Source organism: Mycetocola zhujimingii (assembly GCF_003065425.1).
Classification (GTDB): Bacteria; Actinomycetota; Actinomycetes; order Actinomycetales; family Microbacteriaceae; genus Mycetocola_A; species Mycetocola_A zhujimingii.
Map to the genome: position 1 here is coordinate 274,829 of NZ_CP026949.1, position 16,055 is coordinate 290,883.

Annotated in this window: 18 protein-coding genes; 7 read left to right on the plus strand and 11 right to left on the minus strand. The window is 63.7% G+C overall.

Annotation, left to right across the window (positions count from 1 at the left end; genetic code table 11):
- Window positions 1–67: 67 nt before the first annotated feature.
- A complete protein-coding gene (locus tag C3E77_RS01305; RefSeq protein ID WP_108389993.1) occupies window positions 68–1,003 on the minus strand; it encodes an aldo/keto reductase in 936 nt (311 codons plus the stop codon).
- Window positions 1,004–1,084: 81 nt separating this feature from the next.
- Here C3E77_RS01305 and C3E77_RS01310 point away from each other — a divergent pair, with 81 nt between their 5' ends.
- The 5 genes from C3E77_RS01310 (at window position 1,085) to C3E77_RS01330 (ending at window position 5,159) form a co-directional block, all read left to right on the plus strand.
- A complete protein-coding gene (locus C3E77_RS01310) occupies window positions 1,085–1,234 on the plus strand; it encodes a VOC family protein (protein ID WP_198412176.1) in 150 nt (49 codons plus the stop codon).
- Between the two features lie 101 nt (window positions 1,235–1,335).
- The gene (locus C3E77_RS01315) at window positions 1,336–1,674 is read left to right on the plus strand and encodes a PadR family transcriptional regulator (RefSeq protein WP_108389994.1); all 339 of its coding nucleotides are present in this window, start codon (window positions 1,336–1,338) and stop codon (window positions 1,672–1,674) included.
- Window positions 1,671–2,642 (plus strand): permease prefix domain 1-containing protein, encoded by a 972-nt coding sequence (locus tag C3E77_RS01320; protein WP_108389995.1) that lies wholly within the window; start codon window positions 1,671–1,673, stop codon window positions 2,640–2,642. Before C3E77_RS01315 ends, C3E77_RS01320 begins: the two co-directional genes overlap by 4 nt.
- A gap of 354 nt (window positions 2,643–2,996) precedes the next feature.
- Window positions 2,997–4,508, plus strand: a complete 1,512-nt coding sequence (locus C3E77_RS01325; protein WP_162924875.1) for an HNH endonuclease signature motif containing protein — start codon at window positions 2,997–2,999, stop codon at window positions 4,506–4,508.
- A 264-nt stretch (window positions 4,509–4,772) separates the two neighbouring features.
- Window positions 4,773–5,159 carry a DUF7882 family protein gene (locus C3E77_RS01330; protein WP_234031252.1) on the plus strand — a complete coding sequence of 129 codons (387 nt, stop codon included), beginning with the start codon at window positions 4,773–4,775 and terminating at the stop codon, window positions 5,157–5,159.
- A 37-nt stretch (window positions 5,160–5,196) separates the two neighbouring features.
- On the opposite strand, the gene C3E77_RS01335 is transcribed toward C3E77_RS01330, so the two are convergent.
- The 4 genes from C3E77_RS01335 to C3E77_RS01350 all read right to left on the minus strand — a co-directional run bounded on the left by C3E77_RS01335 (window position 5,197) and on the right by C3E77_RS01350 (window position 7,692).
- Window positions 5,197–5,889, minus strand: coding sequence for an NADPH-dependent F420 reductase (locus C3E77_RS01335; protein WP_108389997.1), 693 nt, complete (start codon window positions 5,887–5,889; stop codon window positions 5,197–5,199).
- Window positions 5,890–6,043: 154 nt separating this feature from the next.
- On the minus strand, window positions 6,044–7,003 hold the full coding sequence (locus C3E77_RS01340) for an adenosine deaminase (RefSeq protein WP_108389998.1): 960 nt from the start codon (window positions 7,001–7,003) through the stop codon (window positions 6,044–6,046).
- Between the two features lie 8 nt (window positions 7,004–7,011).
- Window positions 7,012–7,332, minus strand: coding sequence for an ADP-ribosylglycohydrolase family protein (locus tag C3E77_RS01345; RefSeq protein ID WP_108389999.1), 321 nt, complete (start codon window positions 7,330–7,332; stop codon window positions 7,012–7,014).
- A 21-nt stretch (window positions 7,333–7,353) separates the two neighbouring features.
- Window positions 7,354–7,692, minus strand: a complete 339-nt coding sequence (locus C3E77_RS01350; RefSeq protein ID WP_108390000.1) for a hypothetical protein — start codon at window positions 7,690–7,692, stop codon at window positions 7,354–7,356.
- A gap of 197 nt (window positions 7,693–7,889) precedes the next feature.
- Here C3E77_RS01350 and C3E77_RS01355 point away from each other — a divergent pair, with 197 nt between their 5' ends.
- Window positions 7,890–8,381 carry a MarR family winged helix-turn-helix transcriptional regulator gene (locus C3E77_RS01355; RefSeq protein ID WP_108390001.1) on the plus strand — a complete coding sequence of 164 codons (492 nt, stop codon included), beginning with the start codon at window positions 7,890–7,892 and terminating at the stop codon, window positions 8,379–8,381.
- Window positions 8,382–8,420: 39 nt separating this feature from the next.
- Here C3E77_RS01355 and C3E77_RS01360 read toward each other — a convergent pair whose 3' ends face one another.
- The 6 genes from C3E77_RS01360 to C3E77_RS01385 all read right to left on the minus strand — a co-directional run bounded on the left by C3E77_RS01360 (window position 8,421) and on the right by C3E77_RS01385 (window position 14,687).
- Window positions 8,421–10,229, minus strand: a complete 1,809-nt coding sequence (locus C3E77_RS01360) for a copper homeostasis protein CutC (RefSeq protein WP_108390002.1) — start codon at window positions 10,227–10,229, stop codon at window positions 8,421–8,423.
- A 2-nt stretch (window positions 10,230–10,231) separates the two neighbouring features.
- Window positions 10,232–11,236 carry an asparaginase gene (locus C3E77_RS01365; protein ID WP_108390003.1) on the minus strand — a complete coding sequence of 335 codons (1,005 nt, stop codon included), beginning with the start codon at window positions 11,234–11,236 and terminating at the stop codon, window positions 10,232–10,234.
- A 59-nt stretch (window positions 11,237–11,295) separates the two neighbouring features.
- Window positions 11,296–12,201 carry an amino acid ABC transporter permease gene (locus C3E77_RS01370; RefSeq protein WP_108390004.1) on the minus strand — a complete coding sequence of 302 codons (906 nt, stop codon included), beginning with the start codon at window positions 12,199–12,201 and terminating at the stop codon, window positions 11,296–11,298.
- Complete coding sequence (locus tag C3E77_RS01375; protein ID WP_108390005.1) at window positions 12,198–12,842, minus strand: amino acid ABC transporter permease; 645 nt, start codon at window positions 12,840–12,842, stop codon at window positions 12,198–12,200. The genes C3E77_RS01370 and C3E77_RS01375 overlap by 4 nt, the downstream gene beginning before the upstream one ends.
- 87 nt (window positions 12,843–12,929) lie before the next feature.
- Window positions 12,930–13,889, minus strand: a complete 960-nt coding sequence (locus tag C3E77_RS01380) for a glutamate ABC transporter substrate-binding protein (protein ID WP_234031253.1) — start codon at window positions 13,887–13,889, stop codon at window positions 12,930–12,932.
- A 36-nt stretch (window positions 13,890–13,925) separates the two neighbouring features.
- Window positions 13,926–14,687 (minus strand): amino acid ABC transporter ATP-binding protein, encoded by a 762-nt coding sequence (locus tag C3E77_RS01385; protein ID WP_269467314.1) that lies wholly within the window; start codon window positions 14,685–14,687, stop codon window positions 13,926–13,928.
- A gap of 168 nt (window positions 14,688–14,855) precedes the next feature.
- On the opposite strand from C3E77_RS01385, the gene C3E77_RS01390 reads away from it, so the two are divergent.
- Entirely contained in the window at window positions 14,856–16,040 is a 1,185-nt protein-coding gene (locus C3E77_RS01390) for an ROK family transcriptional regulator (RefSeq protein ID WP_234031254.1), read from the plus strand.
- Window positions 16,041–16,055: the final 15 nt, after the last annotated feature.

Below are 16,055 nucleotides of genomic sequence, written 5' to 3' on the forward strand. Positions count from 1 at the left end.
CGAGCACACGGGAAAATGCGTCGGCCCCTGGCCGGTATTCCCCACCCGGGGCCTTAGCCGATGTGGCCTACGGAACGATGTGGCCCGCCGCGCGGAACAACTCGTACCATTCGGCGCGGGTCAGCGGAATCTCAGAGCCGAGGGCAGCCCCGGTAACGCGCTCAGGGCTCGTCGTTCCGAGCACCACCTGCATCTGGGCCGGGTGACGGGTGATCCACGCCGTAGCAATCGCGATCGGTGGCACGTCGTACTGGGCGGCCAGTCGATCGATAGCGGCGTTCAGCTCCGCGTACTCGGGTGATCCAAGAAAGACCCCGGTGAAGAACCCGGCCTGGAACGGTGACCAGGCCTGGATCGTGATGTCGTTGAGGCGGCAGTAGTCGACGATCCCACCACCGTCGAGCGTGACCGACTGCTGCTCGCCGAGCATGTTCGCGGCGACGCCCTGCGTCACGATGGGCGCGTGGGTGATTGACAGCTGCAGCTGGTTGGCCACGATCGGCTGCCGTACATACCGCTTCAGCAGGTCGATCTGCCGCGGGGTGTGGTTCGAGACGCCGAATGCCTTGACCTTGCCTGCGCTTTCAAGTTCGTCGAAGGCGCGGGCGACTTCTTCCGGTTCGACGAGGGCATCGGGACGGTGAAGGAGCAGGATGTCGATCCGGTCCGTTTGCAGTGCCTCGAGCGATCCGTTGACCGACTCGATGATGTGCTCGTAGGAGAAATCGAAGTACGGGCCCTCCCGCACGATCCCGGCCTTCGTCTGGATGGTGATGGCGTCACGTTCCGACGCGCTCAGCTTCATCGCCTCAGCGAATCGGCGCTCGCATCCGTGCAGATCGTTTCCGTAGACATCCGCATGGTCAAAGAAGTCGATGCCGGCATCCCGGGCGGTGTGCACGAGCTCCCGGACCTCATCGTCCGTCTTGTCGGGAATGCGCATGAGTCCGAGGACGACGTTGGGGGCGACGATTTCGGTGTTCGGCAGGGTGAAGGTCTTCACGGTGATTCCTTTCGCTGGCGCGGCAACTCCGACGGTGACGCATGCCTACCTAACCACTCACCGGTGCGCAGAGTCCACCACGTGGACGATGTGGAAGAGGCGCTCGCGCATGCCGAGCGGCTGGGTGGCACTCGAGTGCTCGGGCCAGCGCAGAATCCCAGCGGCGCGCTCGCGGTCGGCCACTTCGCCGATCCGGAGGGCAATCTGATGGGTGTTGCCGGCCCGAGGTAGGTCCTCGGTACAGCGGCCCGGGTGAGATGAACAGCCTGAACGGCGTACAACAAATGGTGTGCGACTAGCGCATAGTGTGTGACGCACACTATAGTGTGAGCATGGACGACGACCTCTTGAGTGGACACCTGCAGGAACTGCGGCGGGGCACGATCGTGGTGGCGTGCCTGTCCGTGCTGAAGCGCCCCGGATACGGCTACGGCCTCCTCGAAGCTCTCGAGCAGGCCGGGTTTGCCGTCGAGGCCAACACCCTGTACCCGCTCTTGCGCCGACTCGAAAAACAGGGGCTGCTGACCAGCTCCTGGGACACAGACGAGGCGAGGCCCCGCAAGTTTTACACCACCAGTGAGAAGGGCAGCGAACTGCTCGACCTGCTCCTCGCGGAGTGGGATGACCTCCACTCCTCCATTCACCAGCTCAACGAAGAAGGACGATCATGACGACTCTCACCGACCGCTACGTCTTCGCCGCCCTCAAGTCCATCCCCGAAGAGAACCGCGACGATATCGATCGCGAACTGCGTGGATCAATTACGGATGCCATCGAAGCGCGTATTGACAGTGGCCAGGCGCCCGCCGAAGCGGAGAGCACTGTGCTCACCGAGTTCGGTGACCCTCGTCAGCTGGCCGCGCGCTACGCCGAGCAGCCGCTGTACCTGGTCGGGCCGGACCTCTACCTCTCCTGGTTGCGCGTTCTGAAACTTCTCCTCTGGATCGTGGGTGCAACATCCTTCGTTGGTGTGCTTGTCATCCGGATGGCCATCGAGCCGCAAGATCCGATCATCGCCTTCAGTGCCGCTCTCAGTGCGTGTATCGGTGCGCTGATTCAGGTGGCGTTCTGGGTGACCCTCGTGTTCGCAATTCTGCAACGCACAGGAGTCCGACGCAGCTCGCTCGGGCTCAAGACGTGGGCTCCTGAGATGCTTCCGCCGATCGAGCGCCACAAACAGGTCTCGCTCGCTGACACGATCGCGACGGTGATTCTCCTTGCCTTCTCCATCGGTCTACTGCTCTGGCAGCGGGTGGGCTCGCTGCTGTATCTGGAGGGAAAACCGGTTCTGGTTCTGCAGGAGCACCTGTGGAATTTCTGGCTGCCATACCTGATCGCTGTGCTGGTTCTCGAGGCCGTCTTCGCCGTGGTGCTCTTCGCGGTTGGGCGCTGGACGCTCCCGCTCGCTGCCGTGAACCTCGGAGTCGCCGTGTTGTTCGTGATTCCCGCACTCTGGTTGCTCGCGACTGACCAGGTCTTCGACTGGTCGTTCCTGTCGAGCGTCGACTGGGATGTTGCCACCGCGCGGTGGATCGCGGGCATCACCGCCGCGGCAGTTGTGGTGCTCGGGCTGTGGGATATCGCGAGTGGTTTCCTGAAGGCGTCGAGAAGTGACGCGCAGGTCGTCTCGACTCGGTAAGGGCGTGCTCGGCGGGGTGTGACTCTCGGCAAAGGCACGGTGTTCTTCTGCACCCACCTCCGCGACGCCGATGTCAGTGGTTGGGTGTGTACTGGAGTCATGAACATCCCGGTCAGCAGCCCGATCCGTCACCGTTCTGGTGCGGCATTCGGATGCCTGCAGCGGCCCGGGCGGGATGCCGTTGGCGCGGCAGGTCAATGTCAGTGGTTGGGTGTGTACTGAAGTCATGAACATCCCGGTCAGCAGTCCGATCCGCCATCGTTTCGGTGGAGCGTATTCGGGTGTGGCCGTGCCTTGTGTCCTTGACTCGGATGGCTCGACTGGTGGGGGTGTGCGGGTGCTATGAGTCTCGCGGTGAGTGACTTTCCGCCGGCATCGGTGCCGGAGGGTGAGAGTGCGCTCACCGGGTTGCTCACACACCTGGGCCAGGTCGTCGATGTTCTCGACCTGGATCATCTCGACCGGTTGACCGGCGAAGAGGTGTTGACGCAGCTGGGTCAGGTTGCCGGGGTGGTGCGAGCCGGTGAGGCGGTGCTCGCGGCGTTGAGTGCGGAGGTCGCTGGCCGGTCCGACCCCGCCCGCGGTAACGAGGGGTTGGCGGTGAAGCATAACTACCAGCGTCCGTCGCATCTGATTGAGGTGATTACCGGGGTGTCGTCCGCGGCAGCGTCCCGGTTGATCCGGGTCGGTCAGCGGACCTGTCGCCGCGTCAGCGATGCCGGGTTCCCGTTGCCGCCGTTGTTCCCGGTGGTGGGGGAGGCGTTCCGGCGGGGTTTGATCGGGGTGGAAACAGCCGAGGCGATCACCCGTGAACTGTCGTTGGCTGCACCCCGCGCAGAAGTCGAGCACCTGACTATCGCGGAGCGCACTTTGGTCACTGAGGCGGTCGGTGCGGGCTGGCGCGACGGGTTGCCCATGTCGGCCGATCTGGTGGGTATTCAAGCCAGGCAGTGGCGGGACCGGTTGGATGAAGACGGGATTGAACCCAATACCGACAAAGCGTTCCAGAAACGCGATTTCTGGATCGCTCGTGCGGCGAAGGACGGGTTGGTGAAGTTCGGTGGCCAGGTCACCGTTGACGTCGGCGCGAAACTCCACGCCCTGTTGGATGCGGTACTGAGTCCGAAGACCGCGGACCGATACGAGACAACCGACCCCGCCGGGGCAGACGGTGCGCCGAATGCCACACCGGGCGAGGCGCACGACCAGGCGCAGGATCAGACGCAGGATCAGACGCAGGATCAGACGCACGACCAGACGCACGACCAGAGGCAGGACCAGACGCAGGATCAGGCGCCGGATGAGCCGATCCGGGCCCGCCGGACCGCCGGGCAACAGCGTGCGGACGTGTTCGCGGCCATGATCGACGCCCTCGCCCGCTCCGCCGACGCACCCAGTGTCACCGGCGCGGCACCCACTGTCGTGGTCACCGTCAACGCGGAGGTCATCGACTCGAAGACCGGCACCGGGCAGATCGTGGGAGTGAACAGCCCGGTGGCGGCGTCAACGATCACCCAGATTCTCTGTGATGCCAGCATCATCCCGGTATTTATCGACCCTGACGGCACCGTCGTTGCCCTTGGTAACGACCAACGCGGGTTCAACCGGTCGCAGCGGATGGGAATGATCGCCCGTGACGGTCCGACTTGTGGGATGCCGGACTGTCAGATCCCGGCGACCGGGTGCGAAGCGCACCACGTCATTCCCCACTCCGAAGGCGGCCCCACTCACATTGATAATGGTGTGTTGTTCTGTTGGTTCCACCACCGGATGGTCGACACCGGGGTGTTCACCGTCACCATGGTGAACGGCAAACCCAAGGTCGCTATCGCCGAGTGGATCCGCCGCAAACCATACTTCCGCTGAAGACCACAACTTCGGCTCCAGACAGCACAGCACCCGGCACGTGCGCATGAACGCTCGTGCCGGGTGCCGGGTAACGGAACCCCAGCGAACTCAGCACTGGTTGAAGGGTGTCAACGGCTACCTCCGGCCTTCGTCCTGTCGGGAGCCGTCGAGATGCTGCCAGGAAAAACCATTAGCGCTCGATTTGGTGCGCACCTAGTATGGGTGTGTAGCTGATTCCCCCGGACCCTGGGACGTGCAAACGGACGATTTCAGGAGATTTCTATGGGTACTCTTACCTACGACGGCGGCACCCCTATCGAGTTTGACGACCGCACGCTTGCGCATCTTCAAGTGGTGATCGGTGCCAAATTACGGCGAGGCGAGTCCTGCTACTTCACCTGGCCAGCCCCGGAGGGTGGACGAACGACCATCTGGATGCACCCCACTCTTTCCTTGCGATATGACTACACCGCCAATGAAATGCCGGCGCTGAATCGAGCATGGATTGAGCGGCTGACTCAGTCGTCGTTTGGTCCGGGAGGGCTTGTTCTTCTGGCTGAGCCCGAAACGGTCGACGAACCAGGGCACCAGAAAGCACCCGAGGGCGAACACAAGGCCCCTGAGCGCGAACACGACGTTCGCGTCAGAGTCCCAGTGGCTAGTCGCTAGCGCGATTCGGGCAAGGTCGGCGACGACCCCAGAGAGTTCAGGTCGTGATGCGCTGGGCCCGCTCGAGGTTGCGGATGAGTTCGTCGCGACTCTGTCCGTCGACGTGATGGCGCCACATCGGTGTGCCGGGCGCACTGCGCCACGATTCGCTCAGCGGGCTGTTATCGACGGCGTCGAACCCGAGATCGTCGTAGAAGCGAGTCACCAGCTCGACAGCATCCGGGTAGTTGCTCGAGACCACCAGCGCCTTGCGGTCGGGTGCACCGGCTGGCCTCGCCAGCCGGAGTAACGCAGGCAGCGCATCGCTTGGAACGCGGATCAGGTGGCGCTCGTGAAACTGGACGTGCGTGAACGCCTTCGTGACCTTGGATTCGGGCAGTTGTTCCTGCCGTAGTTCGTGAATCGTCTTCCGTCCGGAATCCACCTCGGGAAAGTTACCGTCGCGCCAGGGCATGTAGTTGTTGTTGTCGATCACGACCTTTCCCGCGAGTTCCGCGACCGGCAGCGCGTCGCTCGGCGTGTACCGGAAGGCGGCCACCGCGAAGTCCGCGGCGGCGGCAGCGTCCGCAGCGGACGCGGCACGCGCCATCGGACCCAGCGCTCGGACGAGGCCCCTCAGCGTCTCCGGCCCACGGGAGTTGGCGATGACGACGTCATAACCCGCCGCAATCGCCGCGCGAGCGAGCGTACTTCCCGCCTGGCCGGCGCCGAGAATTCCGATTGTGGTCATGAACGGCTCTCCCTGTGTTGTCGTCGTGAAGCTTTCTGCGGCTCACGACGTCAGCCTAGGTCGCTTCAACGAAAACACTCGGGGCCCTGTTGTACCCCCGGCTTTGCGGGGACTCGTTCGCGAAAAACCACGAAGCGCGATACCAGTCGTGCCTCTAGCCGAGCAGCTCGTTTCGCCGCTCGTCGGTGATGAATGCCGAGTTGATCGCATTCGTCGCGAGCGTGTCGAGGTCTGAGGCCGACAGGCCGAGCGCCGCTTCAATCTCGCGATGGTTGTCATCGATGTAACCGCCGAAGTACGCGGGATCGTCGGAGTGAATTGAGACGTTGAGGCCGGCATCCAGCATCCGCTTCAACGGGTGGCCAGCAAGATCCGCCACCGCGCGCAACCGCACGTTCGAGAACGGGCAGATAGTGAGGGGCGTCTGATCTCTGCGCAGACGCTCGACCAGCTCCGGGTCTTCCAGCGAACGGATGCCGTGATCGATGCGTTCGGCCCGCAACACGTCGAGTGCCTGACTGACGTATTCAGCCGGGCCCTCTTCGCCGGCGTGGGCCACAGTGCGGAGGCCCAGTTCGCGGGCGCGCTCGAAGACCTCGGCGAAGAGGTGCGGCGGATAACCGACCTCCGCCGAATCGAGCCCGACACCGAGCAGATCGCCCGCGCGGTGTGCTGCTGATTCAAGCGTTGCTGCTGCCTCGGCGACCGGACGATCGCGAAGGAAGCACAGGATGAGTCCGGCTGTCACCTCGAGATCGTCGCGCGCTGCCGCGATGCCGTCGAGCAGCCCATCGATGACGTCGTCGACGGGCACGCCTCGGAGGGTGTGCGTCTGTGGGTCGAAGAAAATCTCGGCGTGTGCGACACCGGCCGCAGCTGCCCGACGGAGGTACGCCACCATCAGGTCACGGAAATCCTCGCGAGTGCGCAGGACCGCGCAGCACTCGTAGTAAAGGTCGAGGAACGAGGGGAGGTCATCGAACTCCATCAGTTCGCGCAGGGCGTCGACACTGGCGTAGGGGAGCGCGATGTTATTTCTGGTCGCGAGGTCGAACACCATTTCTGGTTCGAGGGTGCCTTCGATGTGGACGTGAAGTTCGACGAGCGGTTTCATGTGTTGCCTTATTCGGTGGAGCTCTGCCTCAGGGCGGCGAGACGGGTAGCGATGTCGGCGAACGGATGCCCGTTCACCCTGTCGAGTGTGGTGACGAGGTCCGTGTCGATGGACGAGAACCCTCCAACCGCTCCCGCCAGACCAACGGCCATAGCCCCGATCGTGTGGGTATCGTCACCGAGGTTTGCGGCGAGGAGCGCGCAGCGGTGCGGATCAGCCCTGGACCTGACAGCGAGGGCGATCGCGGCTGGCACGGACTGTGTGGATTCCGTACCACCGCCGACAATATTGTAGAGGTTTTCGAGAAACGCATCGTCGTCGATGCCCACGTCGGCGACGCTCCGACGCGTCTATAACGGCCCGAACTCAATAAAGTCCTGGACCGCTGTGTGCAACCACTCGTCCATCGACGGGTATTCCCTCATCACGTGGCGTCTCACCACTCCGTTGTCCCGCATGAGGTCGTAGTCGTCGATGAGTACGACGCGATGACCGTCCCAGCACGCGACGTCATCATTGTCGGTCCTCCTCGCGAAAGGCACGATTTCCCAGCCGGGGAAGACCTCCTCAATATGAGTGGCGCGGTGTTCCCACTTGTCTCCGAGGAGGAGGGCCCACGGATGTATCTCCGTGAGCTCGGCCTCGACCATGCGCTCGTACAGTTCGGGCAGCGCGGGACGTTGCGTCATCGGGTGGTCATCTCCTCGTGCTGCTGAATCATCAGCCATCAGGGTGATGGCCGACCTCCAGTTAACAAGGTCTGACCGGCATTTGCGGCCAACCATTCGGTGCGCCGGTTGCACGGTCGAGGGGGAAGTCTGCAGACTTACCGCATGGCGTCGTGCGGATCACCGTATCGGCGGGCTCTTCGAAGGATGTGGGCAGCATGAACGACGACGACGAGGTTGACCTGCTCGTTGATGCCTGGGCTGCGCGCATTCCGGAGGTCGACTTCACTCCGCTTGACGTCATGTCGAGACTGCGCCGGGTAGCTCTCCGGCTCAACGAGCTTCGGGCAGACGCATTCCGCCGATCCGACCTGAGCAGCTGGGAGTTTGATGTTCTTGCCGCGCTTCGGCGCGCTGACCCTCCGCACGAAATGAGTCCAATGGCGCTGTCGCGAGCGACCATGATCGGCACTCCAGCGATGACCAACCGCCTCGAAAACCTCCACGAGCGCGGTTTGATCGTGCGTAAGCCCAATCCCAATGACGGCAGAAGCAACCTGGCGCGTTTGACGGACGACGGCACGGCGCGCGTCGATGCCGCGATGGTCGCGCTCGTGCGGCTCGAGGCCGACGAGCTCGAATTGCTCACGGGGGCGCAGCGCGCCCAACTGGCCAGTTTGCTCCGCCTTCTTGGTAGCCCAGCCTCCTGACCCGTTCCCCCCGAGTCAGGAGGTGCGCACAACCAGGGTTCAGCCGATGACGGGAACGTGCAAGTGCGTCTCCGTTAGGACATCCGCCCGTCTCCATGATGCAGGCGTCTCGCCCCGACCCGCCGCGCGGAATGCGAGAACCGCTGCTCCGATGCGAGCTCCTGAGGTGCCTAGTACCGACAGGCGGATCTCTGGAGCATCCCGCCAGGACAACGATTTCTGTAGCTCGGAACGCACCGGGTCGAGCAGGAGAGCTCCAGCGCGCGACACCCCTCCGGTGAGGACGATGATCGCCGGGTCGACGAGCAAGGTCAGCGAGGCGAGTCCGAGAGCAAATGCGCGCACTCCCTCCGCCCACACGCGAGCAGCAACAGGGTCCGAGTCGAGTCGGCTGGAAATCGCAGCAGCATCGAGGCTGGGCTCGCCTCCGGCCGCGGCGTACCGGCGAGCAAGACCAGCACCTGAGAGATAGACCTCGAGGCAGCCCCGCTGGCCGCAGACACAAGCTTCACCGTCGGGAATGGCGGGGATGTGACCAAGTTCGCCCGCGGTCGTGATCGCCCCGACAACGGCGTGGCCACCACTGAGTATGGATGCGGCGACGCCGGTCCCGATAGCGACGAGCACAGAATGACCGGCATCGGCTGATGCCCCGAACATGCTCTCGGCGAGTCCGCTCGAGCGGACGTCATGGCCAATCTCGACAGGGACGCCGAGCCTGGCTGACAGGATCGGGCCGAGCGGAAGGTCGGTCCAGTCAAGTGACGACGCGAATCGCACGATTCCGTTGCTCGCATCGACCATTCCGGGCGTAGCCACTCCCACACCGATCACCGTGTGTCCGGCCCTCTGGGCGCGGTCTCGCAGGAACACCAAGAGCTCGACGATTCGTTCGAGCGATTCGGTGCCGGTGCTGCCAGCTCCAACCGAACGCGACGCGATGGTCCTGCCAGCGACGTCGACGATCGCTGCCTTGAGGTTTGTCCCACCCACGTCCAGCGCAAGGACGACGGGCCTGTCGTCGCCGGCGGCAGCAGTGTCGCGAGAGACAGCGGCGGCGGACGCCACGCGGAAGCGGGCGTCGCCAGGTGAGCGGATGGTATCCAACTCGGTCAGGAATTCCGCGATGCTGGCCTGGTCGGTCCGTAACGTACCGTCGTTGCGGCTCGAGGGTATTTGCAGCCGCGCGTGCACTTCATGTGCACCGGTGGCGTCCAGAATCGCGCGAACGTTGTTCGCCCGTACCGACCCTGCAACGAGGATGCTCGGTCGCGGCACGGCGTGGTCGGCGGCTTCGGTGCCTGCGGCTGAGCGGCGCACGAGTTCCGCAAGAACCTGGACTCCGTCACGTGCTGTTCCCGGCCCGCCGGAGGTCAGAATCCTCTCGACCCCGAGAGCAGAGAGGGCGTCGTATGCCTCGAGCAGGTTCCTCGTTGCGTCGAACGCTTTGTGAAAGGTGATCGGTAGAGGGGCGGCAGCGGCGGCAAGGCGCTTCATCGCCGGGGCGTCGACCTCACCGGTCGGCGTCAGCGCACCGACGACAACTCCCACTGGAGTGCGCCCGTTCGCCGAAGCCTCAGTGATCGCCCGCAGGTCGTTGCACATCACGTCGATTTCTTGGGGGCTGTAGGAAAAATCCCCGCCCCGCGGACGCACGATGACCTGAACCCCGACGTGTTCGACCGTGTCGAACACCGAGCGGATGAGGCCCATGCTCGGGGTCGTTCCCCCCTCCATGAGATTGGCGCAGAGTTCGATCCTGTCTGCACCGGCTCGATCAGCGGCGAGTGCGCCATCTAGGTCGTCGACACAGATCTCTGCCAGCGGTCGGGCGCCTGTTTCCCCCACGATTACCGAATCCCGGTGCGTGTCGCTGTAAGCCAGTCTTCGACGTCTGCGCCGGGCACTATGGAGCCGACGGGGATGCCGCCACCAAGAATGGGCAGTTCGGTGAGAGACCCAGCGGCCGAGGTGTCGACACCAAGCGCACCGAGGATCCTGAGGGCGAGCAGCGTGGTCGCCCGTGGGCTTCCGTCAACGATTTTCATAGCGACAGCCTGCCCGCTCGCCGCAGCCATTCCGATCACGCCTTCAGCGCCGCCCTTAGCGAGCACGCCCGGGATGCGGCTCATGGTGTCGCTATTGGCGTGATTGTCTCCTCCGACGAAGAACGGGTGGGAACGCATAGCGTCGGCCACGCGGCGCTCGTTGGTTCCTTCCTCGGCCGCGACGAGTCCTCGGAATGCGCGGGCGAGTCCTTCGACCGTCGTGCTGAAGAGGGGCGCGCCGCAGCCGTCGACGGCGGTGTGGGCGACCTCGACCCCCGACATCCGCTGGACTGTCTCGAGGATAAGCCGCTGCAGGGGATGCGACGGCTCGAGGTAACTCGACGTGTCCCATCCGTTGGTCACGCACGCAAGCAACATCGCCGCGTGCTTTCCGGAACAGTTCATTCGCACCCGCGAGCGTGTTTCACCATCGCGGATAAGGCGCTCCCTGGTCGGCTCGTCTTCGGGCCAGTCGACCGGGCAGCGCAGCGCTGATTCGTCGAGCTGTGCGCGAGAGAGGATGCTGCGAACAGCCTCCGCGTGAGCATCCTCTCCCGTGTGACTTCCTGCCGCGATTGCCAGCTCCTCATCGCTCAGGTCTGCTCCGGCAATGAGACATGCGAGCGCCTGTAACGGCTTTGTCGTCGACCGCGGCAGCACCTGTATTGAATCGTCACCAAGGTGTGCGGCGACGGTCCCGTTGGCGTCGAGGGCCACCAGCCAGCCAAAGTGGCGGCTTTCCGGGACCCCGGACCGCACGATGACGGCCAGTTCTGCGAGGTTGAATCCGGCGTTGGACAGTGTCACGGGTGCTCCTTCGTCGCGGCGAGCGACAATCGGTTGGTGGTGAAAAGCGAGCGATTTGCTCAGTCGAGAATCGGCGTTCCGGCAAGCGGTGCCACAGCGGGAGCACCAGGCTTCGCGGGGCTTCGCTTCGTTGGGCTGGTGCGCAGCCGCGCCGCCAGTGCCGACAGCGCGCCATTGAACACCAGGTAAATCAGTGTGACGACAACGAAGGTCTGGATCAGCAACTGGTTGAATGAGGAGAGCACCTGGCCGCGATAGAGAAGCTCGGTGAACGCGACGATGTAGCCGAGCGACGTGTCCTTGACGAGGCTGACGAGTTGGGTGATTAGCGAAGGCGCGGCGAACCTCAGCGCCTGGGGAAGCACGATGAGTCGCGTGGTCTGCGCCTCGGACATTCCGAGACTCAGGCTTGCCTCGCGCTGGCCCCGTGACAAACCGAGGATTCCGGCGCGAACGATCTCGGCGAAGGCCGCCGAATTCGCGATCGTGAGCGGAATGACGAGTTTCCAGATCAGCGGGAAGTTGAGTCCGAGCTGCGGCAGGCCGAACAGCATCAGGTAGATCAGAAGCAGAACGGGGATCGTGCGGGCGATTTCGATATAACCCGTGCACGCCCAGCGAATCAGCCGCACGTTGCTCAGCCGTCCGAGCGCGAGGAGCACACCGAGGAGTCCGCCAAGCACAGCTACCAGGGCGGCGGCCTGGATGGTGCCCCATAGCCCAACGAAGAGATACTGCCAGATGGGCCACTGCAAAAACGGCGTCCACTTGTCCGCGTCGAGCTGACCACGTGATCCGAACTGATAAAGCCCCGCGCCGACGGCCGCGAATAGCAGAACCGTGACGATCACAGACCAGAGTCGAATGGTGCGGCGCGTGCGTGGCCCCGGCTCGTCATACAGCGAGACCGTGTGCTGCGCCGGTCCCTTCCGGCGGGCCGGACGGATGCCTGTTGCGGCGCTCATCGGAGAATCGCCACCTTTCGCTCGATGCGGCCGGCACTGAGGCCGATCACGAGAGCCAGGAGCATGTACGCCAACCCGGCCGCAGTGAAGATGAGAATCGGCTGCGCTTCGATGAGGTTGAGCTTGTTCGCGGCGGCAGTGAGTTCGACGACGCCAACCGCGGCCGCAAGAGCCGTGTTCATGGTGAGCGCTATCATCACGTTTCCGATCGGCTGGACGGCAGCACGCAGCGATTGCGGAATGACAATGAGGCGCAGCGTCTGGACGAGGGTGAATCCGAGCGCGCGACTCGCCTCGATCTGCCCGTTGCCGACGGTGTTGACGCCACTCCGGATCGCCTCGGCCACGTAGGCGGCCTCATAGAGGATCAGGACGATGACCGCTGTGGGCCCCAGCGGGAGCAGGATGCCGGCGTCGGGAAGTGCGAAGACCGCAAGCACGAGCAAGACAAGTAGTGGAACGTTCACAAAAAACTGAACGTAGGCGAACGCCGCCCCGCGCAGCACGGGGATCGGGCTGATTCGGGCGGCGACAATGAGCGTGCCTAACAGTAGTGAGCCGATCCCGGCGACGAGCGCCATCAGGATGGTCGTTCCGAGCGCGGACAGCAATGGTCCTGCGCTATCGACGAAGATCTCCATTATTTCCTTATGACGGGGGTGCGAGCGCGTCCGCTCGCGGACGCCCAGAGCCGGTTGCCGTGAGTGGACACGGCAACCGGCAGACCGTTAAGAGCCCGGAACGGAACCGATTTCGGGGGCCTCAGGGGTCTCGGACTCAACAGCGGCGCCGAGCGTCGCGTCCCAGACCTTTGCCCAGGTGCCGTCTTCCTGAATCTTGATCAGCCACTCGTTGATGAAGGTCTTGAAGTCCTCATCGTCGTGCTTGAGCCCGATGCCGTAAGCCTCGGTTGTGAAGGGCTGGCCCACGACCTTGACCGACGGGTCGGATGCCGCGTTCGACGCGAGCAGAGTGAAGTCCTGCACGTACGCGTCGCCCCGGCCCTGCTTGAGTGCCTTCATCGCCTGCGGGTCGGTTGAGAAGCTCACAAGGGTCGCGGTGGGCTGCTCAGCGGGCACGGCGGTGACGGCGGGGGTGTTTGCTCCAACGATGACCTTCTTGTTAGCGAGGTCTTCGATTCCCTTGATGTCGTCATTGTCGGCCTTGACCGCAACGGCGAGGCCTGACTCGAGGTATGGGCCGGCGAAGGAGACCTGTTCAGCGCGCTCCTCGGTGATCGTATAGGTGTTGAAGACCACGTCCACGGTGCCGTTTTGCAGGAGGGCTTCACGGGTCTCGGACGCCGGCGGAATGATCTCGACGTTCGGTTCACCCAGGATATAGATCGCGAGCAGTTTGGCGAGGTCCGCGTCAAAGCCCTCGACGTTCTCGGGGTTCGAAGGGTCCTGCTGAGAGAGCAGCGGAGCGTCGAGCGCTTCACCGACAATCAGCTTTCCGCGCTCCTTGATCTTTGCCATCGTGGAGTCGGGAAGGATGTCTGCTGCTTCCGCCACGACGGCGTTCTTGTAGACCTCGGTGAGCGACGACTCCTTTGAGGTGTCTGGCTCGGCACCGGGAACCGCTGCGTCGGAGCCGGAGCCGGAGCAGGCGGAGAGGCCAAGCATGGCCGTAAGAGCGACGGCGGCGAGGGGGAGCGCCCGGCGGAAGGGGGATTGTGAAGTGCGCAAGTTAGTACCTTTCATCGTTGAATTCATGAGAGACGATCAATGGGCCAGGATCTTGGAGAGGAACGCTTGAGCGCGCTCGCTTTGCGGGTTGTCGAAGAACTCGGCAGGCGAGTTCTCCTCGACGATGCGCCCGGCGTCCATGAAAATGACGCGGTCGGCAGCGCGACGGGCGAACCCCATTTCGTGGGTGACGACGACCATCGTCATTCCCTCCTTTGCGAGCGAGATCATGACGTCGAGTACTTCGTTGACCATTTCAGGGTCGAGTGCCGAAGTCGGCTCGTCGAACAGGAGCACTTTGGGGCGCATGGCGAGCGCGCGGGCGATGGCTGCTCGCTGCTGCTGCCCACCGGAGAGTTGGGCAGGGAAACTATCGGCTTTGTCAGCAATACCGACACGGTCGAGGAGTTCGAGGGCGTGGGTCATTGCATCGCGCTTTGAGATGCCGCGAACCTTCATGGGAGCGAGCGCGACGTTGTCGAGGATCGTTCGGTGAGCGAAGAGATTGAACGACTGGAATACCATGCCGACATCGGCGCGCAGCCTGGCGAGGTCTTTGCCCTCCTGGGGCAACTCGGAGCCGTCTACGAGAATCTCGCCGGAGGTGACCGTCTCCAGTCGGTTGATGCACCGGCAGAGCGTCGACTTGCCGGAGCCAGATGGGCCGACGACCACAACGACTTCCTGCGTGGCGACCGTGAGATTGACGTCTTTGAGCACGTGGTGCTCGCCGAAGTGCTTCTGCACGTCACGCATAACGACCATGTCGGTCGCCGTGGTGCCGTTCCGCTGAGCCATGAGCCGCCTTACATTTCGTGGTGCGGCCGGGCCGCGTTGCCATCCGGGTCAATGCGCTCCGGGAAGCGGGATCAACCTAACAACAGATTGTTACACGTATATTTCGATCAACTTTGTGCAAGACTGGATTAACTTATTCGATTCAGGTCAGCGATAGAGGTGGTGATGGTGACCGAGTTGCCACGTTTGCCGCAGCCGTATTCGCCACAGAGCGTCGAGATTCTCGCCGCTCTCCGTTCCGGCCGGGCAAATTCGCGGGCTGCGCTCGCGAAGATGACCGGTCTGTCGCCATCGACTGTTGCGGCGCGCGTCGATGCGCTCATCGGCCGGGGCCATATCGTTGAGACCGGTCCGGGTGAGTCCCGAGGGGGCCGCCGGCCGCGTCACCTTGAAATTCGCGGCAATGCTGGCTTAGTTGGCTGCGTCGACCTCGGCGTCGACCGGGCGTCGTTCGGGCTCGTTGATTTCGCCGGGACGCTTCTCGCTGAGCAACACATGTCGCTCGACATCGCGGCCGGACCGCACGAGGTGCTCGCCCTCGCCGCGACAACCCTCAGCAAGATGGTCGTTGATGCGGATGCGCCCGTAACCACGCGTCTTTGCGGGATCTCGGTCGGTGTGCCGGGCCCCGTCTCCTCAGCGTCGAACCAGGTCATCTCTCCATCGCGCATGCCCGGGTGGAACGGCGTGACCGTCGCCGAGGTCATGAAGCAATTCGTTTCGGTTCCCGTGATCGTCAATAACGACGCCAACCTCATGGCGGTCGGGGAACTGCTCGACGTCGACGGTGACGTTTATGACAACCAGGTGCTCATCAAAGTGGGTTCGGGAATCGGTTGTGGCATCATCTCCGGGGGTGCCCTGTACACCGGAAGCAACGGTTGGGCCGGAGACATCAGCCACGTGTCAGTGCCCGGTGCGGCTCCCGTGCCCTGCTCGTGCGGTCGTACCGGATGTCTCGATGCACTGGCATCCGGCAACGCGCTCGTGAAGGAGATGCGGGTAGCGGGGACAGACGTGCAGTCGGTTGAAGCGATGATTGAGCTCGCCCAGGACGCGCATCCGACGGCGACGGGGTTGCTGCGAAACGCCGGTGTCATGACGGGAGGCGTGCTCGCGACGATCGTCAACTTCTTCAACCCAGACCGCCTCGTCCTCGGCGGTGTGCTTGCCAATTCCTCGGTGTTCGTCGCGGGCGTTCGTGCCACCCTCTATGCCGACTGCCTCCCCATGGTGACCGAACAGCTCTCTGTGGATGTGGCCCGCTACCCCGCGACGGCCGGCCTGCGCGGGGCCGGCCGGGTATTCCTCGACCGGATGTTCTCTGCCGAGGGCATCCGAACCCCCGCGTAGTCGCGCCGGGCACCT